At 64.5% G+C, this 25633-nt stretch carries 25 protein-coding genes and 1 tRNA gene; 21 read left to right on the plus strand and 5 right to left on the minus strand.

The window, feature by feature from the left end:
- Nucleotides 1-151 precede the first annotated feature (151 nt).
- From cobN to cobJ, 5 genes are read left to right on the plus strand one after another with little or no spacing between them, the layout of a single operon-like run.
- Nucleotides 152-3397 (plus strand): cobaltochelatase subunit CobN, encoded by a 3246-nt coding sequence (cobN, locus tag K3724_RS14500; protein ID WP_259986382.1) that lies wholly within the window; start codon nt 152-154, stop codon nt 3395-3397.
- Entirely contained in the window at nt 3394-4557 is a 1164-nt protein-coding gene (cobG, locus tag K3724_RS14505; RefSeq protein ID WP_259986391.1) for a precorrin-3B synthase, read from the plus strand. Before cobN ends, cobG begins: the two co-directional genes overlap by 4 nt.
- Nucleotide 4558: 1 nt before the next feature.
- Nucleotides 4559-5188: a precorrin-8X methylmutase gene (locus tag K3724_RS14510; protein WP_259986393.1), complete on the plus strand. Its 630-nt coding sequence runs from the start codon at nt 4559-4561 to the stop codon at nt 5186-5188.
- Nucleotides 5189-5191: 3 nt separating this feature from the next.
- Nucleotides 5192-5920 (plus strand): precorrin-2 C(20)-methyltransferase, encoded by a 729-nt coding sequence (locus tag K3724_RS14515; protein ID WP_259986395.1) that lies wholly within the window; start codon nt 5192-5194, stop codon nt 5918-5920.
- Nucleotides 5917-6681: a precorrin-3B C(17)-methyltransferase gene (gene cobJ, locus K3724_RS14520; protein WP_259986397.1), complete on the plus strand. Its 765-nt coding sequence runs from the start codon at nt 5917-5919 to the stop codon at nt 6679-6681. Before K3724_RS14515 ends, cobJ begins: the two co-directional genes overlap by 4 nt.
- On the opposite strand, the gene K3724_RS14525 is transcribed toward cobJ, so the two are convergent.
- On the minus strand, nt 6678-7418 hold the full coding sequence (locus K3724_RS14525; protein ID WP_259986399.1) for a cobalt-precorrin-6A reductase: 741 nt from the start codon (nt 7416-7418) through the stop codon (nt 6678-6680). The genes cobJ and K3724_RS14525 overlap by 4 nt on opposite strands.
- Between K3724_RS14525 and cbiE the strand changes: the two genes are divergently transcribed.
- From cbiE to cobF, 6 genes are read left to right on the plus strand one after another with little or no spacing between them, the layout of a single operon-like run.
- On the plus strand, nt 7417-8601 hold the full coding sequence (gene cbiE / locus K3724_RS14530) for a precorrin-6y C5,15-methyltransferase (decarboxylating) subunit CbiE (RefSeq protein WP_259986401.1): 1185 nt from the start codon (nt 7417-7419) through the stop codon (nt 8599-8601). The genes K3724_RS14525 and cbiE overlap by 2 nt on opposite strands.
- Nucleotides 8598-8975 carry a cobalamin biosynthesis protein gene (locus K3724_RS14535; RefSeq protein ID WP_259986403.1) on the plus strand — a complete coding sequence of 126 codons (378 nt, stop codon included), beginning with the start codon at nt 8598-8600 and terminating at the stop codon, nt 8973-8975. The genes cbiE and K3724_RS14535 overlap by 4 nt, the downstream gene beginning before the upstream one ends.
- Nucleotides 8972-9766 carry a precorrin-4 C(11)-methyltransferase gene (gene cobM, locus K3724_RS14540; protein ID WP_259986405.1) on the plus strand — a complete coding sequence of 265 codons (795 nt, stop codon included), beginning with the start codon at nt 8972-8974 and terminating at the stop codon, nt 9764-9766. The genes K3724_RS14535 and cobM overlap by 4 nt, the downstream gene beginning before the upstream one ends.
- A 16-nt stretch (nt 9767-9782) precedes the next feature.
- Nucleotides 9783-11102, plus strand: coding sequence for a cobyrinate a,c-diamide synthase (locus K3724_RS14545; RefSeq protein WP_259992645.1), 1320 nt, complete (start codon nt 9783-9785; stop codon nt 11100-11102).
- Nucleotides 11099-11821 carry a uroporphyrinogen-III C-methyltransferase gene (gene cobA / locus K3724_RS14550; protein ID WP_259986407.1) on the plus strand — a complete coding sequence of 241 codons (723 nt, stop codon included), beginning with the start codon at nt 11099-11101 and terminating at the stop codon, nt 11819-11821. Before K3724_RS14545 ends, cobA begins: the two co-directional genes overlap by 4 nt.
- Before the next feature lie 26 nt (nt 11822-11847).
- Nucleotides 11848-12600, plus strand: a complete 753-nt coding sequence (gene cobF / locus K3724_RS14555) for a precorrin-6A synthase (deacetylating) (protein ID WP_259986409.1) — start codon at nt 11848-11850, stop codon at nt 12598-12600.
- 56 nt (nt 12601-12656) lie between these two features.
- Here the strand turns inward: cobF and K3724_RS14560 are convergent.
- Nucleotides 12657-12746 (minus strand) — tRNA-Ser (locus tag K3724_RS14560).
- A gap of 240 nt (nt 12747-12986) precedes the next feature.
- On the opposite strand from K3724_RS14560, the gene K3724_RS14565 reads away from it, so the two are divergent.
- From K3724_RS14565 to K3724_RS14595, 7 genes are all read left to right on the plus strand, one after another.
- On the plus strand, nt 12987-13886 hold the full coding sequence (locus tag K3724_RS14565) for an SPOR domain-containing protein (protein ID WP_259986411.1): 900 nt from the start codon (nt 12987-12989) through the stop codon (nt 13884-13886).
- Nucleotides 13870-15084: a D-alanyl-D-alanine carboxypeptidase family protein gene (locus K3724_RS14570; RefSeq protein WP_259986413.1), complete on the plus strand. Its 1215-nt coding sequence runs from the start codon at nt 13870-13872 to the stop codon at nt 15082-15084. Before K3724_RS14565 ends, K3724_RS14570 begins: the two co-directional genes overlap by 17 nt.
- Nucleotides 15081-15728: a dTMP kinase gene (tmk, locus tag K3724_RS14575; protein WP_259986424.1), complete on the plus strand. Its 648-nt coding sequence runs from the start codon at nt 15081-15083 to the stop codon at nt 15726-15728. Before K3724_RS14570 ends, tmk begins: the two co-directional genes overlap by 4 nt.
- Complete coding sequence (locus K3724_RS14580) at nt 15725-16843, plus strand: DNA polymerase III subunit delta' (protein WP_259986426.1); 1119 nt, start codon at nt 15725-15727, stop codon at nt 16841-16843. Before tmk ends, K3724_RS14580 begins: the two co-directional genes overlap by 4 nt.
- A 41-nt stretch (nt 16844-16884) precedes the next feature.
- Complete coding sequence (locus K3724_RS14585; protein ID WP_259986428.1) at nt 16885-17694, plus strand: TatD family hydrolase; 810 nt, start codon at nt 16885-16887, stop codon at nt 17692-17694.
- Entirely contained in the window at nt 17694-18491 is a 798-nt protein-coding gene (locus K3724_RS14590; protein WP_259992646.1) for an MBL fold metallo-hydrolase, read from the plus strand. Before K3724_RS14585 ends, K3724_RS14590 begins: the two co-directional genes overlap by 1 nt.
- A gap of 153 nt (nt 18492-18644) precedes the next feature.
- Nucleotides 18645-19577 (plus strand): AEC family transporter, encoded by a 933-nt coding sequence (locus tag K3724_RS14595; RefSeq protein WP_259986430.1) that lies wholly within the window; start codon nt 18645-18647, stop codon nt 19575-19577.
- Between the two features lie 87 nt (nt 19578-19664).
- Here K3724_RS14595 and K3724_RS14600 read toward each other — a convergent pair whose 3' ends face one another.
- The 3 genes from K3724_RS14600 to K3724_RS14610 form a co-directional block, all read right to left on the minus strand.
- Nucleotides 19665-20399, minus strand: coding sequence for an aspartate/glutamate racemase family protein (locus K3724_RS14600; RefSeq protein WP_259986432.1), 735 nt, complete (start codon nt 20397-20399; stop codon nt 19665-19667).
- Nucleotides 20400-20408: 9 nt separating this feature from the next.
- A complete protein-coding gene (locus tag K3724_RS14605) occupies nt 20409-21101 on the minus strand; it encodes a GntR family transcriptional regulator (RefSeq protein WP_259986434.1) in 693 nt (230 codons plus the stop codon).
- A gap of 95 nt (nt 21102-21196) precedes the next feature.
- A complete protein-coding gene (locus tag K3724_RS14610) occupies nt 21197-22099 on the minus strand; it encodes a LysR family transcriptional regulator (protein ID WP_259986436.1) in 903 nt (300 codons plus the stop codon).
- Nucleotides 22100-22201: 102 nt separating this feature from the next.
- Between K3724_RS14610 and K3724_RS14615 the strand changes: the two genes are divergently transcribed.
- The 3 genes from K3724_RS14615 to K3724_RS14625 are packed head-to-tail and all read left to right on the plus strand — an operon-like array spanning nt 22202 to nt 25603.
- The gene (locus K3724_RS14615; RefSeq protein WP_259986438.1) at nt 22202-23329 is read left to right on the plus strand and encodes an enolase C-terminal domain-like protein; all 1128 of its coding nucleotides are present in this window, start codon (nt 22202-22204) and stop codon (nt 23327-23329) included.
- A complete protein-coding gene (locus tag K3724_RS14620; protein ID WP_259986440.1) occupies nt 23326-24579 on the plus strand; it encodes an FAD-binding oxidoreductase in 1254 nt (417 codons plus the stop codon). Before K3724_RS14615 ends, K3724_RS14620 begins: the two co-directional genes overlap by 4 nt.
- A gap of 49 nt (nt 24580-24628) precedes the next feature.
- Nucleotides 24629-25603: a TRAP transporter substrate-binding protein gene (locus tag K3724_RS14625; protein WP_259986442.1), complete on the plus strand. Its 975-nt coding sequence runs from the start codon at nt 24629-24631 to the stop codon at nt 25601-25603.
- Nucleotides 25604-25633: the final 30 nt, after the last annotated feature.

A 25633-nucleotide genomic window follows, 5' to 3' on the forward strand; every position in this document is an offset into this window, starting at 1 on the left:
CACCGCCCGGCCGCAGGCCGGGCTGCGCCCGACCCTCCCGTCAAACCGGAGGTTTGCCTTCGGCAAAATGGGAGGGCGCATTCGCACCCTCCCAGGCTCGGGCGCAGCCCTCAGAGCGCCCACCGCCTGCCAGACAACAAAGGCCTGATCCATGCACGTCGTCTTCCGCGAAAGCCACGGCCTTGATGAGACCGATACCCCGCAGGATCTCGGGCAGACGCCCGGCGATCTTGTGGTGCTGTCGTTTTCCGACAGCGACCTCGGCGCTTTTGCGGCGGGATGGCATCGCGCGGACGGCAGGCTGCCCTCCTTGCGCGTCGCCAATCTGGTCGCGCTCAAGCACCCGCTCTCGGTCGACGTCTACGCGGAACAGACACTTGAAGGCGCCAAAGGCATCCTGGTCCGCCTGATCGGCGGTGAAAGCTACTGGTCTTATGGCCTCGCCACCCTGCAGGACCTCGCCCGCCGCAAGGGCATTGCGCTGGCGATCCTGCCTGCTGACGGGCGCGAGGATGCCCGGCTGGATGAGCTGTCCACCCTGCCCGTCTCCACCCTGCGCCGCCTGCAGGCCTTGTGCGATGCCGGCGGCGCCGTTGCCGCACAGGCCGCCCTCGCCCAGCTGTCCCTCGCGGCAGGGCTTTATGCCGGCCCGGTGCTGGGCCTCAAATCCATGCCGCAGCATGGGTTTTATGACCCGGCCAAAGGCGTACTGGCGGATCTGCCCGCGCAAGACAAACCGCTGGTGCTGGTCAGCTTCTACCGCTCCTACCTCACTGCTGCCGACACCGGTCCGGTCGATGCGCTGATCGCTGAGCTGCGCGCCCGCGGATACGCCGCCTATGGCATCTTCGCCGCCAGCCTCAAGGCCCCCGCCGCCGCTGACTGGCTGCGCGAAACTCTCCCCGCGCTGTCCCCTGCCGCCATCATCAACGCCACCGCGTTTTCGGCCCAAGGCACCGACGGCAGCGCCTCGCCGCTCAGCACCACCGGCTGCCCGGTGTTCCAGGTCGCCCTCTCCACCGCCCGCCGCAAAGACTGGGCCGAGGCCGACCGGGGGTTGTCGCCTGCCGACCTCGCCATGCATGTCGTGCTGCCCGAAGTCGACGGCCGCATCTTCGCAGGCGTTGTCAGCTTCAAATCCCCGGGCCGGAAAGACCCGGACCTGCAGTATTCCCGCTTTGCCCACCGCGCCGATGCGGATCGCGTCAAAGCCGCTGTTGACCGGGTCGAGGGCTGGCTGCGCCTTGGCGAACTGCCCAACGCAGACAAACGCCTTGCCCTGATCCTCTCCACCTATCCGGGCCGCGACCACAACCTTGCCCATGCCGTCGGGCTGGACGCGTTGGCCTCTTGTGACGAGATCCTGCGCGAATTGTGGGATCAGGGCTATACCGTGGAGCCGCAGGAAAACACCGGCCTGAGGCTGATGGATGAGACCCTCAGCGTCCCGCTGGAAGACTACCGCGCAGCCCTCGCCAGCCTGCCGCAAGACCTGCAAAACACCCTGGCAGAGGCCTGGGGCGCCCCGAACCAAGACGCAGACTGCCGTGATGATGCCTTTCATTTCAAGGCCCTGCGCGCAGGCAAGGCCCTGATCGCGCTGCAACCCGAACGCGGCGAAGTCAAAACCCGCGTCGATGATTACCACGATCTCGACCGCACCCCGCGCCACGCCTATGTAGCGTTTTACCTGTGGCTGCGCATCCAGTCCGATGCCCTTGTCCACATCGGTGCCCATGGCACGCTGGAATGGCTGCCGGGCAAGGCGGTGGCGCTGTCGGGCGCCTGCTGGCCCGAGGTTCTGACCGGCCCGCTGCCTGTCGCCTACCCCTTCATCGTCAATGATCCGGGCGAAGCCGCCCAGGCCAAACGCCGCATCGGCGCCATCACCCTCGGCCACCTGCCGCCACCCTTGGCGCAGACCAGCCTGCCCGACGGGATGGCCCGGCTGGAAAGCCTGCTGGATGAGTATTCCACCGCCGACGGTCTGGATCCGGCCCGCCGCGACCGGCTGATCGGTGACATCCGCGCCGAAGCACAGGGAACAGGTGTGGAGGCTGACCTTGGCCTCACCCCCGGCACCTCCCCCGCCGAGGCGATCACCCGCATCGACGCTTTTGTCTGCGACATCAAGGAAAGCCAGTACGGAGAGGGGCTGCATATCTTCGGCACCGGCCAATGCGGGGCTGAGGAACGCGCAGGGCTGATCACCGCCCTCGATGGCCGGATCGTGACGCCCGGCCCCTCCGGCTCGCCATTCCGGGGCCGCTCGGACGTGATCCCAACGGGGCGCAACCTCTTTACCACCGACCCGCGGGCGGTGCCGTCGCGGGCGGCGCATGCGCAAGGGGTCAAACTGGCGGAAGAGCTGCTGCGCCGCCACCTTCAGGACCACGGCGACTGGCCCAAGGGCCTGGTGATCGACCTCTGGGGCTCCGCCACCATGCGCACCGCCGGCGAGGAATTTGCCATGGCGCTGCACCTCGCAGGGATCGCCCCGAAATGGGATGAAAACTCCGAGCGCGTCTCCGGCTTCGACGTGCTGCCGCTCTCAATGCTGCACCGCCCGCGCATCGACGTGACCCTGCGCGTCTCCGGCCTGTTTCGCGACGTCTTTCCCGGCCTGGCGCAAATGTTCGAAACTGCTGCCGCCGCTCTCGCCCAGCGCGAGGAAGCGCAAACGGACAACCCCTATCTCACCGAGATCCCCCGCGTTTTTGGTCCAAAACCGGGCCAGTACGGCCTCTCGATGAACCCGCATCTGGATGACTACACCGACGAGGCCCGCGCCGCCGCAGGCGAGGCCTGGCTCAACGCCTCCTCCCACGCCATCGACGCCAAAGGCGCCATAAGCGACGCCCGCGAGGCACTGGAGACCCGCCTGCATAGCGCCGACAGTTTTGTGCATTTGCAGGATCTGCCGGAAACCGACCTGCTGGTCGCCTCGGACTATGCCGCGCATGAGGCTGGATTTGCCGCCGCAATGGCCCGCATCGGTCAGAAAACGCCCGCCCTCTACCACATGGACGCGACCCGCCCGGACAAGCCGCAGGCGCGCAGCTTGGGCGAAGAAATCGCCCGCGTCACCCGCGCCCGCGCCGCCAACCCGGACTGGGCGACCTCAATGATGAACCACGGCTTCCGTGGCGGCGCCGAGATCGCCGCCACGCTGGACCACATGGCCGCCTTTGCGCATCTGGCGCAGGTGGTGCAGCCGCATCTGTTTGACCTCTATTTCGAGGCCACGCTGGGCCGCGACGATCTGGTGGCGTTCATGGAGCGCGAAAACCCCGCCGCTCTTCAGGCGATGCGCGACCGCTTCCGCGCCTTGTTCGACGCGGGCCTCTGGAGCACCCGGCGCAACTCCATCATGGCCGGTCTGGAGGGCGCCGCATGAGTGCTGCACCCGAACCCAAAGTTTACGGCTGGTGCCCCGGTGCGCTGCGCCCGATGATGTCGGGCGACGGTCTGGTGGTGCGGGTGCGCGCGCCGCTTGGTAAACTTTCCGTAACCCAGGCGCGCGGTGTGGCAAGACTTTCGCAAGAGTTCGGCAACGGCCTGCTGGATATTTCCGCCCGCGCCAACCTGCAGATGCGCGGCATCCGCGAAGACGGTCACGCAGAGCTGATCGAAGCCTTGCGCGATCTTGGCCTGATCGACCCGGACGCTCGCGCCGAAGCCCGCCGCAATGTCCTCCTCGCCCCGTTCTGGGCAACGGGTGACGACACCCACGCCATCGCCACGGATCTCAGCGCCGCACTGACCGCCGCCGCAGACCTCACCCTGCCCGGGAAATTCGGCTTTGCCGTCGACTGCGGCGCGGCGCCGGTCCTGCAGGACACCGCCGCCGACATCCGAGTTGAGCGAATAGGCGAGGCCCTCATCCTGCGCGCCGACGGTTCTGAGACCGGCCTGCCCGTCACACGTGAATCCGCCGTTGCCGAAGCCCTCGCCCTTGCCCGCTGGTTCCTGAAACAAGGCGGCGCGCCCGAGGGCCGTGGCAGGATGCGCCGTCTCATCGCGCGCCGCGGGCCGCCGGCGGCGTATGCCGCAACCATGGCAACCACCAGCTTCACCGCAAAACCGGGCGCTGTCCCCGCGGGGACACTCGCCGCTTTGGAATTCGGCCAGATGCCCGCCGCCACATTGGCGGACCTTGCAGATCACGGCGCAATCCGCCTCACTCCCTGGCGCGCGCTGCTGGTGGAAGGGGCCGCCAGCCTGCCGCCCCTGCCGGGGCTGATCCTGGATGCAACGGATCCGCGCCTGCAAGTCATCGCATGCACCGGCGCACCCGGCTGCCTGCAGGCGCTGTCTTCCACCCGCGATCTCGCACGGGACTTAGCGCCGCATGTTCCCGCGGGGACAAAGCTGCATATCTCCGGCTGCGCCAAGGGCTGCGCCTGCCCCGGCGCCGCCGCGCTCACCCTGACCGCAACGGCCCAAGACGACTTCTCCCTGATCCGCCATGGCACCGCCGCGGATCAGCCGCTAAAGACCCACCTGAGCGCCGATGCCTTGCGCGCCGCTCCCGAACTTCTGACAGAGGGCAGCTGACATGCGCCACACCTATGAAACCAACGGCGCCGCGATCTACGCCGAAAGCTTTGCCACCATCCGCCGCGAGGCCGATCTGGCCCGCTTCAACAAGGACGAGGAAAGCGTTGTTGTCCGCATGATCCACGCCGCTGGCATGGTGGGGCTGGAAGAGCATGTGCGGTTTTCCGACGGCATGGCCGAGACCGCCCGTGCGGCCCTTGCGAGTGGCGCGCCGATCCTGTGCGACGCCTATATGGTCAGCGAAGGCATCACCCGCCCGCGCCTGCCCGCGGACAACGAGGTGATCTGCACCCTGCGCGACCCGAAAGTGCCGGATCTGGCCAAGGAAATGTCCAACACCCGCTCCGCTGCCGCGCTGGAACTGTGGCGCCCGAAACTGGAAGGCGCCGTGGTCGCCATCGGCAACGCCCCTACCGCGCTGTTCCATCTGCTGAATATGCTGCTAGACCCCGCGTGCCCCCGCCCCGCCGCGATCATCGGCTGCCCCGTGGGTTTTGTCGGTGCGATGGAATCCAAGGATGCGCTGATGCAGGACCTGCCGGTGCCGTCAATGATCGTCAAAGGCCGTCTTGGCGGCTCTGCCATCACCGTCGCCGCCGTCAACGCGCTGGCGAGCTGGAAAGAGTAACCCATGACCGTTTCCAAGGGTAAAGTCATCTGTGCCGGGCTTGGTCCCGGTGATCCCGATCTGATGAGCGTGCGCTCGCACCGGATGATCTCCGGCGCGCGCCACATTGCCTATTTCCGCAAAGCAGGGCGTCAGGGCCAAGCCCGTGCCATTGTCGAGGGCATGTTGGCCGACGGCGTCACCGAACACGCGATGGAATACCCGGTCACCACCGAAATCCATTTCTCGGACCCTGAGTACAACCGGGTGCTGGCGGAGTTCTATGACCAATGGGCTGATACGCTGGCCGAGATTGCACAGACCGAAGACGTGGTGGTGCTGTGCGAGGGCGACCCGTTCCTCTATGGCTCTTACATGCATCTTTATACCCGCCTGCAGGGACGGGCCGCGCAGGAGATTATCCCCGGCATCACTGGCATGTCCGGCTGCTGGACCGCCTCCGGCCAGCCGATTACCTGGGGAGACGATGTGCTGACCGTCGCCATGGCCACCCTCAGCGAGGAGGAATTGGCCAAACGCGCGGCGGAAACCGACGCGCTGGTGGTGATGAAGATCGGCCGTAACCTGCCCAAACTGCGCCGCGCGCTGGAACGCGCGGGCCGCGCCGAAGACGCCTGGCTGGTCGAACGCGGCACCATGCCAGGGCAGACCGTGCAGAAGCTCTCGGAGATCGACGGCGAGGTGCCTTATTTCTCCATCGTATTGGTTCACGGACAGGGGCGCCGGCCATGAAACTATCGCAAAACGGTTGGGTAGTGATTGCGGGGCTTGGCCCCGGCAACGAGGCATTGGTGACGCAGGAAGTGCGCGACGCCATTGATGAGGCCACGGATATCGTGGGCTACATCCCTTATGTGAAGCGCATCGCGCCGCGCGAGGGGCTGACCCTGCACGCCACTGACAATCGGGTCGAAGTGGACCGCGCCACCCATGCGCTGGAAATGGCGGCTGAAGGCAAGCGCGTTGTTGTGGTGTCCTCTGGTGATCCCGGTGTGTTCGCCATGGCATCTGCCGTGTTCGAAGCGCTTGAAAACAATGCGGAAAGCCATCCGGCATGGTTGGATCTGGAGATCAAGGTTCTGCCCGGCATCACCGCAATGCTGGCCGCCGCGGCCGCCATCGGGGCACCGTTGGGGCATGATTTCGCAGCCATCAACCTCAGCGATAATCTGAAACCCTGGAGCCTGATTGAAAAGCGCCTGCAGCTGGTCGGCGAGGCTGGTCTGGCAATGGCGTTTTACAATCCGCGCTCTAAGTCCCGGCCGCATCAGTTTGCCCGCGCTTTGGAGATCCTGCGCGAGGCCTGCGGTGAGGAGACGCTGATCACATTTGCCCGCGACGTGACCAAGCCGGGGCAAGAGCTGCTGACCGTGCCGCTGAAGGATGCCACACCCGAGATGGCCGATATGCGCACCGTGGTGATTGTCGGCAACCGCGACACGCGGCGGGTTGGCAATTACGTCTATACCCCCCGCTATGCGGCTGAAGTCTAAGCCGAGGGATGAGACAGCCAGGCCATCACCTCTGCCACGCTGCTCAAAATGGGGCGTTTGGGCACCTGCGGTCTGCCGATCATGATGACCGGCAGGCCGAGGGTGCGCGCAGCCGTGAGCTTGGCCGCAGCCCCCGCGCCGCCGGAGTTTTTGGCAACCACATCGGTGATGCCGTGGCGCTGCATCAGGGCAGTGTCGCCCGCCGCGTCAAACGGCCCGCGGGCGATTTCGACCGTGGTGTGCGGCAGCGGCAGGTTGGTCTCCGGCGCATCCACCAGCCGCAGCAGGTAGTGATGCTGGGGTTTCACTGCGAACTGGGTCAGGTTCTGCTTGCCGATGGCCAGAAACACCCGTGCCGCGGCGTCGGGCAAAGCGTTGACGGCTTCATCAATAGTCCCGGCATGAACCCAAGTGTCGCCCTCCCCCGCTTGCCAGGCCGGGCGTTCCAAGGCGCAGAGTTTCACACCCGCCGCTTCGCAGGCGTGGACCGCATTGGTGCTCATCTGCGCGGCAAAGGGGTGGGTTGCATCGACCACATGGGTAATGTTCTCACTCTTCAGGTAGGCTGCCAGCCCGTCAGCGCCGCCAAAACCGCCGACACGGGTGGGCAGCGGCTGGCTGACGGGGTTGGCTGTGCGACCCGCGTAGGAAAACACCGCATCCGCGCCAGTTTCCGCAAGGGTTTTGGCCAATTGCGAGGCCTCGGTAGTGCCGCCCAGAAGAAGGATGCGTGTCATGTCTAACCCGTGGCTCACAATCATTGGTCTGGGCGAAAATGGACTGGAAGGCTTGGGCGATGCAAGCCGGAAGGCGCTTGCGGAAGCCGAAGTGATCATAGGCGGCCCGCGGCATCTGGAATTGGCTGGCGCTGGAACCAAGGGCCAGCCCTGGCCGGTGCCGTTCTCCATCGAACCAGTGCTGGCGGCGCGGGGGCGGCGCGTTGTTGTTCTGGCCTCGGGCGATCCGTTCTGGCATGGGGCCGGCGGCTCGCTGATGCGGGACCTGGAGGCGGGTGAGTGGGTGTCGCACCCGGCGCCATCGTGTTTTGCACTGGCGGCCAACCTTCTGGGCTGGAAACTGGAAGAGGTGCTATGCTTGGGGCTGCATGCGGCGCCTTACGCGCGGCTGCTGCCGCTGCTGGGCCGGGGTGTTCGGGTGATCTGCACCTTGCGGGATGGGGCGGCGCCTGCGGAATTGGCGGCCTGGCTGGTTGCCAATGGCCAGCCGGATGCGCGGCTGCATGTGATGGAGCGGCTTGGCGGTCCCAAGGAAAGGCTGTTCCATGCCACTGCCGAAGCTTGGGACCTGCCGCCAGGGGGGACTCCGGTCCTTATGGCCATCGAGGCCATGCGGCCCGGGCTGCCGCAGGCTTCGGGGCTGGCGGAGGCGCATTTCGCCAGCGACGGGCAGATCACCAAGCGGCCCATCCGGGCGCTGACACTGTCGGCGCTGGCGCCGCGTGCGGGAGAGCTGTTGTGGGATATTGGCGGCGGTTCCGGGTCCATTTCTGTTGAGTGGTGTCTGGCCGCACCGGGCGCACGGGCAATTGCATTTGAGCCGCGCGAGAGCCGGTTGGAGAATATCCGCGCCAATGCGGCGGGGTTTGGGTTAGATCACCGGATGACGGCGGTTCTGGGCAAAGCCCCGGATGTGCTGCAGGGCAATCCCCTGCCCGATTGCGTGTTTATCGGCGGCGGCGGCTCACAAGAGGTGCTGGATCATTTGTGGGAGATCCTGCCGGAAGGAACCCGGCTGGTGGCCAATGGTGTCACGCTGGAAACGGAAACACTGCTGATGCAGGCCCATGCGGCGCGCGGCGGTCATCTGCTGAAGGCTGAGATCGCCGAGGCCGGCCCCTTGGGAACCATGCGCGACTGGCGGCGGGCGCGGCCCGTTATTCAGTGGAGCGTCACCCGATGAAAGTGGCGGGGATCGGTTTTCGCGAGGCTGCAACGGCAGCGGATTTGCAGGCGGCGCTGGCGCTGACTGGTGAGCATGTGGATGCGCTGGCTTCGGTTGCGGAGAAAGCCGGTACGCCTGTCATGCAAGCGTTTGCGCGCAGCATCGGCCTGCCGGTGATTGCCTTGCAGGAACAGGATATTGCCGGAGAGCAGACCTTGACCTGCTCGCCCCGGATCAAGGCACGGTTCGGCACCGGGTCGCTGGCGGAAGCCGCGGCGCTGGTCGGCGCGCGCCATGGGGTGCCGGGCGCAAAGGCGCGCCTTCTCGCCCCAAGAGTTGTCACCGCGGATGGGCTTGCCACCGCGGCCATAGCAGAGAGACTTGAGCCATGACCGTTCACTTCATTGGCGCCGGACCGGGCGCTGCCGACCTTCTTACCTTACGCGGGCGCGATATCCTCGCGGCCTGCCCGGTGTGCCTATATGCGGGTTCGCTGGTGCCGGAGGAAATCCTGAGCCACTGCCCCCCGGACGCCAAGGTAGTGAACACGGCGGCGATGGATCTGGACGCCATCGTGGGTGAAATCAAGGCGGCGCATGCGGCAGGTCAGGACGTGGCACGGCTGCATTCCGGCGATCTGTCGGTGTGGTCCGCGATGGGCGAGCAGATCCGGCGGTTGAAGGCCGAGGGCATCCCGGTCAGCGTCACCCCCGGCGTGCCGTCCTTTGCTGCGGCGGCTGCGGCACTGGGAACCGAGCTGACACTGCCCGGCCTTGGCCAGTCGGTGGTGCTGACGCGCACACCGGGGCGGGCGTCTTCGATGCCTGCGGGCGAGTCGCTGGAGAATTTCGCACGTACCGGCACCACGCTGGCAATCCACCTGTCGATCGGCAATCTGGATCATGTGGTGGAGAGCCTGACGCCGCATTACGGGGCTGACTGCCCGGTCGCTGTGGTCTACCGCGCCAGCTGGCCGGATCAGCAGATCATCCGGGCAACGCTGGAAACGCTGAAGGACTCGCTGGACGAAAAGATTTCCCGTACTGCGCTGATCCTAGTGGGACCGGTGCTGAAGGGCGAAGGTTTTGACGAGAGCTGCCTTTACGCCACCGAATACGACCGCCGCTACCGGCCGCAAAGTGCTGAAAGCCCGTGGTCGAGCTGGACCCATGGCGACGATTGAGGGGACGATTGAGACCATGACAGATATGAACCCTCCCGGATTGATGATCTCGGCGCCCTCTTCGGGAACCGGCAAGACCACCGTGATGCTGGGCCTGCTGCGTGCCCTGGCCGAAGACGGCCTTGTGGTGCAGCCCTACAAAAGCGGGCCGGACTATATTGACCCGGCCTTCCATCTGGCAGCGGCCAAGCGCCCCAGCTTCAACCTCGACACCTGGGCGATGGACGCACACCTGCTGGATGCGGTCACCAGTCAGGCGGCAGGTGCTGAAATCTGCATCGGTGAAGGCTCGATGGGGCTTTATGACGGTGTTGCCACGCGCGGGCAGTCGGGTTTCGGCTCCTCTGCCGAGACCGCCAAGCGCATGGGCTGGCCGGTGGTGCTGGTGGTGGATGTGGGCGGACAGGCGCAATCCGCTGCCGCCACGGCGCTGGGGTTCAAGAACTATGACACCGATGTGCCCTTTGCCGGGGTCATTCTGAACCGGGTTGCCAGCCCGCGGCATGAGCGGCTGACCCGTCTGGGGATGGAAAAGGCCGGCATCAAGGTGCTGGGCTCCCTGCCCCGGCGCGGCGATCTGGCGCTGCCGGAACGGCATCTGGGACTGATCCAGGCGGTGGAGCATCCCGATCTGGAAGCGGCGATTGCAGGCTATGCGGCGTTCCTGCGCGAGAATGTCGATCTGGAGGCAATCAAGGCTGCAGCCCTGGCCGGTCAGGCACCTGCACCGGCCAGCCTGCCCCAGCCGCCTGCGCAGCGGATTGCGCTGGCGCGGGATGCGGCGTTTTCCTTTACGTACCCGCATCTGCTGACCGGATGGCGGGCGGCGGGGGCAGAGATCCTGCCGTTCTCGCCGCTGGCGGATGAGGCGCCCGCTGCGGACGCCGATCTGGTCTGGCTGCCTGGCGGCTATCCGGAACTGCATGGCGGCACACTGGCGGCGGCGGAGACCTTCCGCGCAGGGCTGCGCAAACATGCTGAAACCAAGCCGGTGCATGGCGAATGCGGCGGCTATATGGCCCTGGGCGAAGCGCTGATCGACAAGGCGGGCAACCGCCACCGGATGCTCGGCCTTCTGGGTCTTGTGACCTCATACGAGAAGCGCAAATTCCACCTCGGCTACCGCCGGGCGTTCCTGCAGGCGGGCATGCCGGGGTTTGACGCGGGCTGCGCCTTACGCGGGCATGAGTTCCACTATTCCACCATTTTGGAAGAACCCGACGCGCCCCTGGCCAACGTCATGGATGCTGACGGCGGGCCGGTGCCCGAGACCGGCTCGATCAAGGGCAATGTCACTGGCACCTTCTTTCACCTGATCACCGGAGAGCAGGCATGAGCGGCTTTGTCAGCTTTGTCTCTTCCGGCCCTGGCGATCCGGAGCTGCTGACCGTGAAGGCGGTCAAACGGCTGGAAGCGGCGGATGCGGTGCTGTTTGACGATCTGTCCTCGGGGCCGATCCTGAGCCACGCGCGCGAAGACGCCGATCTAGTCGGCGTCGGCAAACGGGCGGGCCGCCCCTCGCCCAAACAGGACCATGTGAGCCGGCTTTTGGTGGATTATGCCTCCTCCGGCCTCAATGTGGTGCGGCTGAAGTCGGGCGACGCGGGCGTTTTCGGGCGGCTTGAGGAAGAAATGACAGCGCTGCGCGAAGCAGGCATAGCGTTTGAGATCGTGCCCGGTGTGACCGCAGCCTCGGCGGCGGCGGCGGCGGCAAACATCCCGCTCACCCGGCGCAAGACGGCGCGGCGGCTGCAATTCATCACCGGCCATGACGTGACTGGCGGCTTGCCGGATGACCTGAACATGGCAGCCCTTGCAGACGGCGAAGCCACCACGGTTGTGTATATGGGCAAGCGCACCTTTGCCGACCTGTCGGAAAAGCTGATGGAAGCCGGCCTGCCGGACGCCACACCGGCGCTGGTGGCGCTTGGCGTCTCGACACCGGAACAGTCGCTGCACCGCCACACTGTGGGCGCGCTGCCCAGCCTGCTGCGGGAGATGAAAACCTCTGCGCCGGTGCTGATCCTTTACGGCCCGCTGGCAGAGCCGGAATGAGTCCGGACCTTGAGAAAGACACAGCCATGATAGAGCTTAGCCTGATCGGCATCGGCACCGGCAACCCGCAGCACATGACGCTGCAGGCGATCGACGCGCTGAATGCGCAGGACCTGATCCTGATCCCCAACAAGGGTGCGGGCAAGGACGATCTGGCCGGCCTGCGGCGCGCAATCTGCAACCGGGCATTCAAGGGCGGCGGCCCGAAGATCGTCGAATTCACCCTGCCGGTCCGCGACGAGGCCACCCAAAGCTACCGCCAGCGGGTGGATGACTGGCACGACGCCATTGCCGGGATCTGGTGGCAGACCATCACCGCCAATCTGCCTGCGGGCGGCAAGGCCGGGTTTCTGGTCTGGGGCGATCCGTCGCTGTATGACAGCACCATGCGGATTGCCGAGCGGCTGAAGACCCAGGCGGACATCAAACTGACAGTGATTCCCGGCATCACTTCGGTCCAGGCGCTGACCGCGGCGCACGCGATTCCCGTGAATGAGATCGGCGCCCCCTTCACCATCACCACGGGGCGGCAACTGCGCGAGGCCGGCTGGCCGGACAGCGCGGATACGCTGGTGGTCATGCTGGACGGGGAATGTTCGTTCCAGTCCATTGATGCGCAGGATGTAGAGATCTTTTGGACCGCCTACGCGGGCATGGAAAACCAGATTTCCGTTGCCGGCCCGCTGGCGGAGGTTGCCGAGCAGATCATTGCAACCCGCGCCAAAGCACGGGCCGAGCATGGCTGGATCATGGATATCTACCTGCTGCGGCAAGGCTAGTCCGCCCCCGGGCTGGCGGCTGGTTTTGCTGCTGGTTTTCTGCTGGGGGAGGCAAGTGGCGGGGAGACAGGGATTCGAACCCTGGGAACGCTCTCACGTTCAACGGTTTTCAAGACCGCCGCATTCGACCACTCTGCCACCTCCCCGGTCCGTTCAGCGGTTTAGGACGCAATACCGGATGAGGCAAGGGGAAATCCACAGCGCAAGGGAAATCTCAGCCCTGTCCCGGCCGCGCGGATTCATGCCGTCCGTGCGGGTTTCCCTTGTGCCGCGGCCCGTCAGGGTTTTCATGGCCGTATGCGCAGGCTATCATGCCGCCAAATCAAGAAGACCGGGCATTCCGGCGGGGGCGCAAAAGCGCCGCGGGCACAGGCAAGGATGAGAGCATGAAAGACACCATGTCGGCAGCAAAGACGGCCCCGCGGGTTGCCGCGGCGGTCTTGGGTCTGCTGTTGATGGCAGGCTGTGAAGACGGTCCGAAACTGGCCTTTTTGCAGCCCAAAGCCAAAGGCGGGGGGGAGGTTCAGGCCTCCAGCAGCACCAAACTGGTCGAGCGCGACGTGGAAGCCCCTGATGTGTTCCAAGTGACCGAAGCGGGGCTGTGGGACGGGCGCCCGTCGATCGGCGGGGTCTGGGTTGCGCATCCGGACACCAAGGACCCGGAGCGGGTGATCATCCGCAACAATGCCAATGGCCAGTTTGTGATCGGCGCCCTGTTCCGGCGCGAACGGGAAATTCCGGGTCCGCGGCTGCAGGTGTCCTCTGACGCGGCCGCCGCGCTGGGAATGCTGGCAGGCGCCCCGGCTGAGCTGAACGTCACCGCCCTGCGGCGCGAAGAAGTCAGCAACGAGGCCCCGGCTGTGGACCAGACAGCCGAGCTGCCCGCAACCGCCGAAGAAGTTGATGCCGCCCAGGTGCTGGCCGCAGCCGCCGGACAGGAAATCTCGGAAACGCCGCTGGATCCGATTGCCGGAGCTGCCGCCGCGATTGAAGCCTCTGCCCCGGCTGCGCCTGTGCCGGCGGCGCCGGCAGCCAAAACGCAGAATTCCGCGCTGGACAAACCCTACATCCAGATCGGCATCTTCAGCGTTGAAGCCAATGCCAAACGGACGGCCAACATGATGCGCAGCGCCGGCATGGTGCCAGTGGTGCGCGAGCAAGCCTCCAGCGGCAAGGCGTTCTGGCGGGTGCTGGTTGGCCCGGCGCAGAACAAGACTGAACGCAGCCAGCTGTTGAAAAGCGTAAAGGAAACCGGATTTGCGGATGCCTATGCTGTCACCAATTGATCCCGGCGCCAAGCGCCTGGGGCGCACTCTGATCTCGTCTCTGCAGCTGGCTTTGGCGGCGGGGCTGGCGGTCAGCCTGCCGGCGCTGCCGGCCGCCGCCTTTGATACCAAGGCGCGCGCCGCCTATGTTCTGGACGCAGGCACCGACACGGTGCTTCTGTCCAAGAACGCCGACGTGCCGCTGCCGCCTGCCTCGATGTCCAAGCTGATGACGCTGTATGTGGCGTTTGAGGCCCTGCGCGACGGGCGGCTGACGCTGGACGAGACGCTGCCGGTCAGCGAGCACGCGATGAGCTACAAAGGCTCCACCATGTTCCTGGACACCCAGGATCGGGTGCGGGTTGAGGACCTGTTGCGCGGCATCATCGTGCTGTCCGGCAATGACGCCTGTGTGGTGATCGCCGAGGCGCTGAGCCCGGACGGAACCGAGGCCGGCTTTGCCCGCTATATGACCAAACGCGGCCAGGATCTGGGCATGACCGCCTCGACCTTTGCCAACTCCAACGGCTGGCCTGCCGCCGGGCACCGGATGTCGGTGCATGATCTGGCAATTCTGGCCGAGCGGATGATAGAAGACTTCCCGGAATATTACCCGCTGTTTGCCGAAACCAAGTTCGAATTCGACGGCCGTGCGCCGTCCAACATCCGCAACCGCAATCCGCTGCTGAAGCTGGGCATCGGCGCCGATGGTTTGAAGACAGGCCATACCGAAGAAGCAGGCTATGGCCTGGTCGGCTCTGCCCAGCAGGGCGACCGGCGGGTGATCTTTGTGGTCTCCGGGCTGGACAGCGAGCGCGGGCGCGCAGAGGAGGCCGAGGCCCTGGTTAACTGGTCGTTTCGCCAATTTACCAAAAAAACCGTTGCCCAGGAGGGCGTCGCCATCGCCGAAGCCGAAATTTGGCGCGGGGCCGAGCAATCGGTAGGGCTGGTGCCGGCCAAGGATCTGGAGATCCTGCTGCCGTCGCTGTCAGCCAAAACCATTCAAGGCGAAGTTGTCTATAACGGCCCGATCGAGGCGCCGGTCGCCAAGGGCCAGCGCCTGGCAGAGCTGGTGCTGCAGCCCGAGGAATTGCCAGAGGTCCGGCTGCCGCTGGTGGCCGAAGCTGACGTGCCCGCCGGCGGTTTTGTGGTCCGTGTGAAGACCGCCGCGCTGGTGCTGATCAAGCAGTTTCTGACCGGTCCCGAGGGGGCGCTGTGACGGCTGGCGCAGGGCGCGGCCTGTTCATCACCTTTGAAGGCATCGACGGGTCCGGGAAATCAACACAATGCCGCCTGCTGGCGGAATCCCTGCAGGACGCAGGCCGTGACGTGGTGCTGACACGCGAGCCGGGCGGCTCTCCCGGTGCGGAAGAGATCCGCCGCCTGGTGCTGGAAGGCGATCCGGACCGCTGGTCGGCGGAGACCGAGCTGCTGTTGTTCATGGCAGCGCGGCGCGACCATCTGGAGCGCACCATTGAGCCTGCTCTGACGGCGGGCAAGGTGGTGATCTGCGACCGTTTTGCTGACAGCACGCGGATGTATCAGGGGTTGTCCCGCGGTGATTTGCGCGCGGCAGTGGACCAGATGCACAAGCTGATGATTGGCCGCGAGCCGGACCTGACCCTGCTTATCGACATGGACCCGGCCACAGGGCTTGCCCGTGCCAAGGGGCGGCAGGGCAAGGAAGAACGGTTCGAGGATTTCGGCATCGGGCTGCAAGAAAAGATGCGCGCGGGCTTCCTGGCGCTGGCGCAGGAGTTTGCGGACCGCTTCCGGGTTGTCAATGGCGCCCGCCCGGTGGAGGCCGTTGCCGCAGATGTGCGCCGGCTGGCGGACGCGGCCTTGGAAGGATCCCGGGCATGAGCACCGATGACGACCTGCCGCGCGCAGATCAGGCCGAAGGCGCCCCGCATCCGCGCGAAACCCGGCAGCTGATCGGCCAGGACGCGGCGGAACAGGATTTTCTGACCGCCTACACCTCCGGCCGGTTGCACCACGGCTGGCTGCTGACTGGCCCGCAAGGCGTGGGCAAGGCCACGCTGGCCTGGCGGATAGCCCGTTTTCTGCTGGCCACTCCCCCGGCGGAGGAAGGCCTGTTCGGCGCCCCGCCCCCGCCGCAGACATTGGACATTGATCCCGAACACCCGGTCTCGCACCGCATTCAGGCACTGGCGGAACCGGGGCTGGCGCCAATCACCCGTTCTTATGATGACAAGGGCAAGCTGCGCAGTCAGATTGTGGTGGACGATATCCGCAAGCTGAACCGCTTCTTCGGCCTGTCGGCCACCGATGGCGGGCGCCGGGTGGTCATTGTCGATGCTGCCGACGACATGAATATCAGTGCGGCCAACGCGCTGCTGAAGATGCTGGAGGAGCCGCCCGCGCGGACGACCATCCTGCTGATCTCGCACCAGCCCTCGCGCCTGCTGCCCACCATCCGTTCGCGCTGCCGCACCCTGCGGCTGGGGCCTCTGTCCGCCCCGGACATGGAGGCCGCATTGGCGCAATCCGGCGTTGAACTGCCTCAGAACATGGAAAATCTCGCCGCTTTGGCCGGCGGTTCCGTGGGCGCGGCGCTGCGGCTGATCAATCTGGGCGGGCTCAGGATCTATGCCGAGCTGGTGCAGATCCTTGCTTCCATGCCGCAGCTGGACCGCCAGCGTGCCATGGCGCTGGCCGAAGCGGCCGCCCAGCGCGGGGCCTCCGCGCGTTTTGAACTGCTGCTCACGCTGACTGAGATGGCGCTGGCCCGGCTGGCGCGTACAGGCGCAACCGGAGTACCGCCAGCGCCGGAAGCAGCACCGCAGGAGGCGGCGATGCTGTCGCGGCTGTCGCCTGACACGCGCAAGGCGCGCGCCTGGGCTGACCTCGCAGCAGAAGTGACCGCCCGCGCCCGCCACGGGCAGGCGGTGAACCTTGACCCTGCCGCGCTTGTCCTAGATACGGTTTTCAAGATGCAGGAAACCGCGTCGCGTTGAGGCCGGGAAGGCCCCGCGGCACTTACGGCGGCAGAGGATAGATGACCCAAGCGACCCCCCAGATAACGGACAGCCATTGCCACCTGGACTTCCCCGATTTCGAGGGCCGGCTGGATGAGGTGATTGCCAGCGCAGCAGAGGCTGGCGTGACCCGGATGGTGACGATTTGCACCAAGATGAAGAATGAAGCGTCCGTGCGTGCGATTGCCGAGGCACATGCGCCGGTGTTCTATGCCGCGGGCACCCACCCGATGAGCGCGGCGGATGAGCCGCTGGTCTCGGTGGATGACCTGGTTGCCCTTGCCAAACACCCCAAATTTGTCGGCATCGGCGAGACCGGGCTGGACTATCACTATACCGCCGACAGCAAGGACGTGCAGCAGGAGTCCTTGCGCATCCATATCGCTGCCGCCCGCGAAACCGGCCTGCCGCTGATCATCCACGCCCGCGCGGCGGATGACGACATGGCCCGCATTCTGGGCGAGGAGATGAAGAACGGCGCATATTCTTGCGTGATGCACTGCTTCTCTTCCTCGGCCGAGCTGGCCAAGGAAGCACTGGATCTGGGGTTCTACATGTCGATGTCCGGCATCGCCGCCTTCCCCAAAAGCCAGGAGCTGCGCGATATCTTTGCCACCGCCCCGGTGGAGCGCATTCTGGTCGAGACCGACGCCCCCTATCTGGCGCCGCCGCCCTATCGCGGCAAACGCAATGAACCGGCCTATTCCGCCTTTACCGCCAAAGCGGGTGCCGAGGTTTTCGGTATGGATTACGTCGATTTTGCCGCGCAGACGCAGGCGAATTTCGACCGGCTGTTCTGGAAGGCTGCCCAGTATAAGGCCGCCGCATGATGGCTGAGATGCGGTTCACCATCCTCGGCTCGGGGTCCTCGGGCGGGGTGCCGCGGATCGGCGGCCATTGGGGCGACTGCGACCCCAAGAACCCGAAGAACCGGCGCCAGCGGTGTTCAATGCTGGTAGAGCGTGTTGATGAGGGCGGCACCACATCCGTGCTGATCGACACCACCCCCGACATGCGCAGCCAACTGCTGAATGCAGAGGTCAGCCGCCTGGACGCCGTGGTTTACACACACTCCCACGCCGACCATCTGCATGGCATCGACGATCTGCGCATGGTCTATTTCAATATGCGCCAGCGCATCCCTGTCTATGCCGATGGCGCCACTCAGAACGATCTTCTGAACCGGTTCGGTTATGCCTTTGCGCAGCCGGATGGTTCTCCCTATCCGCCGATCCTGGACCTGAAGACCATTGACGGACCTTTCAGCGTGAATGGCCCTGGCGGCGAAATCACCTTCCGCCCGTTTGAAGTCGATCATGGCTCGATCGACGCGCTGGGGTTCCGGATCGGCGGGTTGGCCTATCTGCCGGATGTGTCCAGAATTCCCGACGCCGCCTTGCCGGAGCTGGAGGCGTTGGATATCTGGATCCTGGACGGGCTGCGGCGCACCCCGCATCCTACGCATTTCAGCTACTCCGAAGCGCTGGAGTGGTTCGCGAAGATGTCCCCCAAACGCGGCATCATCACCAACATGCATATCGACATGGATTACGCCACGGTCGAAGCCGAGACTCCGGACCACATCACGCCGGCCTATGACGGTATGGTGATCCGGGTTGAGCTATAGCGCAATGCCCAGGTCTGCCGTCTTGCGCCCCGGCCCGCTGGGCAGACCGCAGACTTCATCTTTGCAAAAATACTCCCGCCGGAGGCATCTGCGGCCAGAAGCCAAACACTGCCCCCTGAACGGCAGCATCCCTTGCCTTCAAGGGACAGGCTGATGTTTCAAAGCCTGATCGACGTCATCCTGCCGGTTTTCCTGGTAGTCGGCGCGGGTTATGCCGCCACCGCACGGGGAGTGCTGAGCGAAGCGCACATCGAAGGTGTGATGAAATTCGCGCAGGGCTTTGCCATCCCCTGCCTGCTGTTCAAGGCGATGGCGGAACTGGACCTGTCTGCCAGTTTCGACCCGCGGCTTCTGGGGAGCTTTTATACCGGCGCCTTTACCTGCTTCCTGATAGGCGTATTCGGTGCGCGGGCGCTGTTCAAGCGGGAGTGGGAGGATTGCATCGCCATCGGGTTCTGCTGCCTGTTCTCCAACTCGGTGCTGTTGGGCCTGCCGATCACTGAACGCGCCTTTGGCCCTGAGAACCTGACCGGAAACTACGCGATCATCGCCTTCCATTCGCCGTTCTGTTACGGCGTCGGCATCACCGTGATGGAGATCGTGCGCAATCGCGGCGCGGGCGGGATCAAGACCGTCTCGGCTGTGCTGAACGCAATGTTCCGCAATGTGCTGATCCTGGGGATCGCGCTGGGGTTTGCGGTGAACCTTTCAGGGCTCACCATTCCGATGGTTGTGAGTGAAGCCCTGTCGCTGATTATTCGCGCGGCCCTGCCCTGCGCGCTGTTTGCCCTTGGCGGCGTGCTGGTGAAATACCGTCCCGAGGGCGATCTGCGGGCGATCCTGTTTGTCTGCTTCACCTCTTTGATGATCCATCCGGCAATCGTATGGGTTCTGGGCTCGGCCCTGGCCTTGCCGCAGGATCTGTTCCGCTCGGGCGTGTTGAACGCGGCGATGGCAACCGGGTTCAATGGTTACATCTTTGCCAATATGTACGGACGGGCCAAACGGGTTGCGGCGTCTTCGGTGCTGATTGCCACCGGGGCAAGCATCCTGACCGTATGGTTCTGGCTGCTGGTGCTGAGCTGACAGCTGCAGCGCAGCAGCGTTGCGCCCGGCATCAGCCGGGCAGCGCCCGCCGTCACAGTGTCGGCGGGCGCTCGCGCCGGTGACAGGTCACCAGCGCGGGTCGTCCAATTCCAGCGGGAAGCCTTTGGGCAGCAGGCCGGCCTGGAACCAGTTGATGAAGGAGTGGATAGAGAACACCGGCAGCCCGGTGGCCTTCCTCACATCGCGGGCATAGGGCACCATATTGGTGCATTCCAGCACGATGGCGCCCAGATCGGGCATGTCCGCAACCATCGCACGGGCGGCGTCGATCATGTCCAGGCGGCAGGCTGCAAAGTCGATTTCCGGCGCGTCGCCCAGAATGTCGCGGGTAAAACAACGCAGACCGTCAGTGCCTGCGATGGGCGTATCCGGCGCAACACCTGCGGCCTCAAGATGCGCCGGGGTCAGCGTGGCCTTGGAAATCGTCAGGATGCCGCAGCGCTTGCCTGCGGGCAGAAGAGTCTGCACCATTGGCACCTGCATCAGCGACGACGTGGCCACCGGCACGCCCAGCGCCTGTTTCACCTCGTCCTGGATCAGCGCCAGGAAGCCGCAGTTGGTGGTGATGCCGTCGGCGCCCATGGCGACCAGATCGCGGCCCGCATCCACAAAAAGCTCCACCAGTTCCCGCGGGTTGCCACGCACCACATTTTCGGGATTGGCACCGCGCACTACCTTGTAATGAACCGGAAAGTCCCAGGTCATTGCATTGCCCATATCGCCATGGATGCGGGGAAAGCGCGTTTCCAGCATCAGGATGCCAACCGCGGCGCCAAAGACTGTTTTTCCGCCTTGTTCCATGAGGACCCCCTATTCGTCTGGCACGTAGAGCTGGGAAAAGGCGATGCGGACAGCTTCCGTCGCCTCCTCGCGCCGTTTTTCGATATGGCTGCGCATGGCCGCTGTGGCAGCATCAGTATTGCGGGCGGCGATGCCTTCGACGATCTGGCGATGAGCCGAGATATCGCCCGGCGCCCTGCCCCCTGCCCGGTCGCGCATGCGCTTGAGGTCAATGAGGCGGATATAGCGGATCCGGCCATTGAGATTGTTGAGGATCCGCTGCAGCTCGCTGTTGCCCGAAAGCTGCGCCAGCCGGGCGTGAAAGCTTTCATCCATCGCCAGGAGTGCCTCCGGCTCCGTCGCGCTTTGATACTCCGGCTCCATCCGGTTGAGGTAGTCCGCCAGCGCCGCGATGTCGTCATCCGGGGCGCGGGTGCAGGCAAAGCGCACCGCCTCGCATTCCACCGCCACACGGGCCTCATACAGGTCCATGATATAGCTGGGGGTCAGCGGACGGCAGAAGAAGCCGCGGTTGTTCTGGAAGGTCAAAAACCCTTCGGCCACCAGCCGGTTCAGCGCCTCGCGCAGCGGCGTGCGGCTGGCACCCAGCACTTCGGACAAGGCGCTTTCGTTGATCCGCTGATCAGGCTTGAAGGCAAAATCCGCCGCCATCCGGCGCAATGCCTCGTATACCCTGTCCACATTGCTTTCGCGTTTGGCCATGTTCCCGCCATTTGTTCAATCCGCGGTGCAAGGTACGGCGGCACCCGTTCCTTGGCAATATTGAATTCGAAACTGCATACAGTTTTGAAGGCGGATCAAGGACCGTTTTCCGAATAGGGCGCCAGCTCCTGTTTCAATAGCGCCAGGAACTCCTGCCCCACCGCTGACAGCGGGCGCGACTTGGAGGTGATCACCGCCATATCCATCATGATCCGCGGCCGGAACCGGCGGGAAACAAACCGGCCGCCGCTTTCGAAATTCAGCACAAAGGGATCAAGGATCGAGACCCCCATGCCTTCCTGCACAAAGCTGAGGAGGTTCTTGAACAAATGCGAATGCACACGGGTTTTCAGCGGGATACCGGCCTGCTGAAACACTTCTCGGGTGCGGCGATGGGTCATGTGATCGGGGCCCATGACGATGAACGGCACGCCTTCCAACAGTTCCGGCGTCAGCACGTCATGTTCCGCCAGCGGGCTGTCCGCAGGCATCGCCAGCAGGGTTTCGACGTTGATAGGATGCGCCTCCAGCCCGTCGTGGATCAGCGGCATTTCGCAAACACCGATTTCGAAAAGGCCCGCGATCACCCATTCCTGGATCTTCAGCGAATACTGCGCCTGAAAGGAGATCGACAGGTCCGGCCTTGTGCGGGCGAAGCGGGCGATCAGTGCGGGCATGAAACCGAAAGACAAGGAGTGCTGCGAAGCAACCTGCAGCTGCCCTGCCTGTTTGTTCTGCAGGTCGGTTACCGCCTGCGCCACATGATCAAAACCACGCACCACGGTATCGACCTCCTGAAACAGGACGCCTGCTTCGGGTGTCGGGATCAGACGGCCTTTGCTGCGCTCGAACAGTTTGAGGCGGGTCTGGCGTTCGAGCTGGTACAGCAGGTTGGAAATACCGGGCTGCGAGATGCCCAGCTGCTCGGCCGCGCCGGTGACGGTGCCGGTTTCGACAATCGCGTGGAATGCCTGCAACTGGCGGAAGCGGAGGGACATCGGCAGTACATCATTTTTTATGATAGTATATCGAGTTCTTTGTATTGGTAATGATGGTCAAGTCAAGGCAAGCTTTGCCCAGCTTTTGGGAGGAAGAGCAAAGTGCTGGAACAAAAGATTGCCGGGATGGATCTGTGGCATCTCGCGCTGCCGGTGATGTCGCGCCGCGACCATGGGATCGGCTCTGTCGAGGGCTCCTGCGAGGTTGTGATTGTCCGGCTGCGCAGCGAAAGCGGCGCCGAAGGGTTTGGAGAGGCGTCGACCTGGTCGGTGTTCACCGGCACGCCGGAAGCGAGCCTGGCAGCGCTTGACCGCTACATCCGCCCGCTGGTGGAGGGCCGCCGGGTGGCAGACCGCGCGGCGATTATGGAAGACGCGGCCAAAGCCGTCGCCCATTGCACCGAGGCCAAGGCAGCGCTGGAAAGCGCCCTGCTGGACCTGACCGGGCGGATCACCGGCGCGCCGGTCTGGGCGCTGCTAGGCGGCAAGTGCCGCGATACCATCCCGCTCAGCTGTTCGATTGCCGATCCTGATTTTGCCAAGGACATCGACCTGCTGCACCGGCTGCGTGCTGACAAGGTGGGACTGATCAAGCTGAAAACCGGCTTCAAGGATCACGCGTTCGACATCATGCGGCTGGAGCGGATTGCCAAGGATTTCCCGGAATTCCGGGTGCGGGTGGACTATAATCAGGGCCTAAGCATCGAAGATGCGCCGTGCCAGGTGCGGGATGTCGCGCAGTTCAAGCCGGATTTCATCGAGCAGCCGGTGCGGTTCCATCATTTTGGCATGATGGCCAAATTGCGCGGGATGATTGATGTGCCGCTTTTGGCGGATGAAAGCGTATTCGGCCCCGAGGAGATGGTGCGCGCCGCCCGCGAGGGCATCTGCGACGGCGTCTCGGTCAAGATCATGAAATCGGGCGGGCTGACCCGCGGCCAAACGGTGGCGCGGATTGCCGCGGCCAACGGGCTGTCCGCCTATGGCGGCGATATGTTCGAGGCGGGTCTGGCGCATCTGGCGGGCACTCACATGATTGCGGCAACCCCCGAAATCAGGCTGGGCTGCGAATTCTATCAGGCGAGTTACTTCCTGAAGGAAGACATTCTGGAAACCCCCTTCCAGGTGGTGGACGGCCAGGTGGTGGTGCCGGATGGGCCGGGGCTGGGCATCAAACCTGACGTGGGTAAGCTGGACCGCTATGCAGTTTCCAAGAAGGTTGCGGCATGACGCCGGAGAAGAAAACCGTTGCCATCCTCGGTGCCGGCATTGTCGGTGTTTCGGCTGCGATTGAGCTGCAGCGCGACGGGCATCAAGTGATCCTGATCGACGGCAAGGGACCGGGCGAAGGCACCAGCCACGGCAACGGCGGCATTCTGGCCTCCTGCTCGATCGTGCCGGTCACCGGCCCGGGGCTGTGGAAGAAGGCGCCGAAGATGCTGCTGGACCCGAACCAGCCGCTGTTTTTGCGCTGGGGATACCTGCCCAGGCTGGCGCCCTGGCTGATGAAATACATGAGCCATGCCAATGCCCAAGATACCGCCCGCATTGCCGCTGCGCTGGCGCCCATCGTCGGTGATTCGCTGGCGGACCATCAGGCGCTGGCGGCAGGCACGCCGGCGGAACGGCACCTGAAGCCGTCCGATTACCTGTTCCTCTACAATGACCGGGCGCATTTCGGAGAGGACACCTTTGGCTGGGGTTTACGGAGGAAACACGGCTTTAACTGGGATGAGTTGGAGGGCGCGGATGTCCGGGCCTATGATGATATCTATGCGCCGGAGCTTGGCTTTGCCGCGCGGCTGAAGGATCACGGCATCATCTCGGATCCCGGCCAGTATGTGAAGGATCTGGCGGCACATGTGGTGGCCAATGGCGGCCAGTTGATCCAGGCTTTTGTTACTGATGTGGCCCGCGAAAACGGGCAAGTGACCGGCGTGCGGGCGGGCGGTGAGACCATTGCTTGCGATGCCGTTGTTGTTGCCACCGGCGTCTGGTCTAAGCCGCTGGCAGAGAGATTGGGAATTTCCGTACCACTGGAAGCAGAACGCGGCTATCATCTTGAATTATGGGAGCCTTCGGCGATGCCAAAGGCGCCTGTCATGGTGGCAGCGGCCAAATGCGTGGTGACCCCGATGAAGGGACGGATCCGGATTGCGGGCATTGTGGAATTCGGCGGGCTGGAGGCCGGACCGTCAAAAGCCCCGCTTGAACTGTTGCGCAGGAACGCGCGGCGCATCCTGCCCGGTGTCACTTGGACACACGAAGAGGAATGGCTGGGCTACCGCCCGGCGCCTGCAGATTCGATCCCGGTGATTGGCGAAGTGCCGGGCCTGTCCGGCGCCTTTGTCGGCTTTGGCCATCATCATATTGGCCTCACCGGCGGGCCAAAAACAGGCCGCCTGTTGGCGCAGATGATTTCGGGCCGCACCCCGAACATGGACATAAGCGCCTATGACCCGGCGCGCTATGCGATTTGAAACCAACCAGTGCCCCATAAGGGGCCGAAACTGAAACAGGGAGAAGACCATGAAGAAACTGACCAGATTGCTGGCCGCCACCGCGTTGACGGCGGCTGCCGCCCTGCCCGCCGCGGCGGAAACCTGGGACATGCCGATGGCCTATTCGGCCTCCAACTTCCACTCGGCCACCGGCGCCGAGTTTGCTGAATGCGTGACCACCGGCACCGGCGGCGAAGTTGAGATCAAGACGCATCCGTCGGGCTCGCTGTTCAAAGGTGCTGACATCAAACGCGCGGTGCAGACCGGCCAGGCACCGATCGGCGAGCGGCTGCTGTCCGGCCACCAGAATGAGAACGCGTTGTTCGGCTTTGACTCGATCCCGTTCCTGGCGACCTCGTTTGATGACAGCGACAAGCTGTGGAAAGCGGCCAAGCCTGCAATCGAGAACCTGCTGGCCGAGCAGAACCTGACACTGCTTTATGCCGTGCCGTGGCCGCCGCAGGGCCTCTATTTCAAGAACGAGGTGAATTCGGTTGCCGAGATGAAGGGCATCAAGTTCCGCTCCTACAACAATGCCACCTCGCGGCTGGCCGAGCTGACGGGCATGCTGCCGGTGACCATTGAGGCGGCTGAAATCAGCCAGGCCTTTGCCACTGGTGTGGCGGAATCCATGGTCTCGTCCGGCTCCACCGGTTACGACCGCAAAGTTTGGGAAAGCCTGAGCTATTTCTACGAGGTGGACGCCTGGCTGCCGCGCAACTACGTGTTTGTGAACACTGAAATCTGGAACGGCACATCCGCGGCCAATCAGAACGTGATCCAGGGCTGCGCCAAACTCGCCGAATACGCAGGCAACTGGCGCGCCAAGGAATACACCGGGTTCACCCTGCAGGGTCTGCGCGATGGCGGCATGAATGTGGGTCCGGCATCCGATCAGATGGCGGGCGAGCTGAAGGAAATCGGCGTCACCATGACCAATGAATGGCTGGAAGCCGCAGGTGACGAGGGCAAGGCCATCGTCGACGCCTTCCGCACCGAATAATCAGACCGATTGAGACGGGCGGCGCGGCAG

This window comes from Leisingera sp. M658 (assembly GCF_025144145.1).
Taxonomy (GTDB): domain Bacteria; phylum Pseudomonadota; class Alphaproteobacteria; order Rhodobacterales; family Rhodobacteraceae; genus Leisingera.

Bases quoted from the DNA above. Each gene is read 5' to 3' on its own strand.
- K3724_RS14605 (WP_259986434.1), bottom strand. From the start codon at position 21,101: ATGGCCAAACGCGAAAGCAATGTGGACAGGGTATACGAGGCATTGCGC.
- cobA (WP_259986407.1), top strand. From the start codon at position 11,099: ATGAGCGGCTTTGTCAGCTTTGTCTCTTCCGGCCCTGGCGATCCGGAG.
- K3724_RS14515 (WP_259986395.1), top strand. From the start codon at position 5,192: ATGACCGTTTCCAAGGGTAAAGTCATCTGTGCCGGGCTTGGTCCCGGT.
- cobJ (WP_259986397.1), top strand. From the start codon at position 5,917: ATGAAACTATCGCAAAACGGTTGGGTAGTGATTGCGGGGCTTGGCCCC.
- cobN (WP_259986382.1), top strand. From the start codon at position 152: ATGCACGTCGTCTTCCGCGAAAGCCACGGCCTTGATGAGACCGATACC.
- K3724_RS14525 (WP_259986399.1), bottom strand. From the start codon at position 7,418: ATGACACGCATCCTTCTTCTGGGCGGCACTACCGAGGCCTCGCAATTG.
- K3724_RS14600 (WP_259986432.1), bottom strand. From the start codon at position 20,399: ATGGAACAAGGCGGAAAAACAGTCTTTGGCGCCGCGGTTGGCATCCTG.
- K3724_RS14595 (WP_259986430.1), top strand. From the start codon at position 18,645: ATGTTTCAAAGCCTGATCGACGTCATCCTGCCGGTTTTCCTGGTAGTC.
- cobF (WP_259986409.1), top strand. From the start codon at position 11,848: ATGATAGAGCTTAGCCTGATCGGCATCGGCACCGGCAACCCGCAGCAC.
- K3724_RS14580 (WP_259986426.1), top strand. From the start codon at position 15,725: ATGAGCACCGATGACGACCTGCCGCGCGCAGATCAGGCCGAAGGCGCC.
- K3724_RS14565 (WP_259986411.1), top strand. From the start codon at position 12,987: ATGAAAGACACCATGTCGGCAGCAAAGACGGCCCCGCGGGTTGCCGCG.
- K3724_RS14570 (WP_259986413.1), top strand. From the start codon at position 13,870: ATGCTGTCACCAATTGATCCCGGCGCCAAGCGCCTGGGGCGCACTCTG.
- K3724_RS14535 (WP_259986403.1), top strand. From the start codon at position 8,598: ATGAAAGTGGCGGGGATCGGTTTTCGCGAGGCTGCAACGGCAGCGGAT.
- K3724_RS14625 (WP_259986442.1), top strand. From the start codon at position 24,629: ATGAAGAAACTGACCAGATTGCTGGCCGCCACCGCGTTGACGGCGGCT.
- K3724_RS14590 (WP_259992646.1), top strand. From the start codon at position 17,694: ATGGCTGAGATGCGGTTCACCATCCTCGGCTCGGGGTCCTCGGGCGGG.
- K3724_RS14620 (WP_259986440.1), top strand. From the start codon at position 23,326: ATGACGCCGGAGAAGAAAACCGTTGCCATCCTCGGTGCCGGCATTGTC.
- K3724_RS14610 (WP_259986436.1), bottom strand. From the start codon at position 22,099: ATGTCCCTCCGCTTCCGCCAGTTGCAGGCATTCCACGCGATTGTCGAA.
- K3724_RS14585 (WP_259986428.1), top strand. From the start codon at position 16,885: ATGACCCAAGCGACCCCCCAGATAACGGACAGCCATTGCCACCTGGAC.
- K3724_RS14545 (WP_259992645.1), top strand. From the start codon at position 9,783: ATGACAGATATGAACCCTCCCGGATTGATGATCTCGGCGCCCTCTTCG.
- cobM (WP_259986405.1), top strand. From the start codon at position 8,972: ATGACCGTTCACTTCATTGGCGCCGGACCGGGCGCTGCCGACCTTCTT.
- cobG (WP_259986391.1), top strand. From the start codon at position 3,394: ATGAGTGCTGCACCCGAACCCAAAGTTTACGGCTGGTGCCCCGGTGCG.
- cbiE (WP_259986401.1), top strand. From the start codon at position 7,417: ATGTCTAACCCGTGGCTCACAATCATTGGTCTGGGCGAAAATGGACTG.
- K3724_RS14510 (WP_259986393.1), top strand. From the start codon at position 4,559: ATGCGCCACACCTATGAAACCAACGGCGCCGCGATCTACGCCGAAAGC.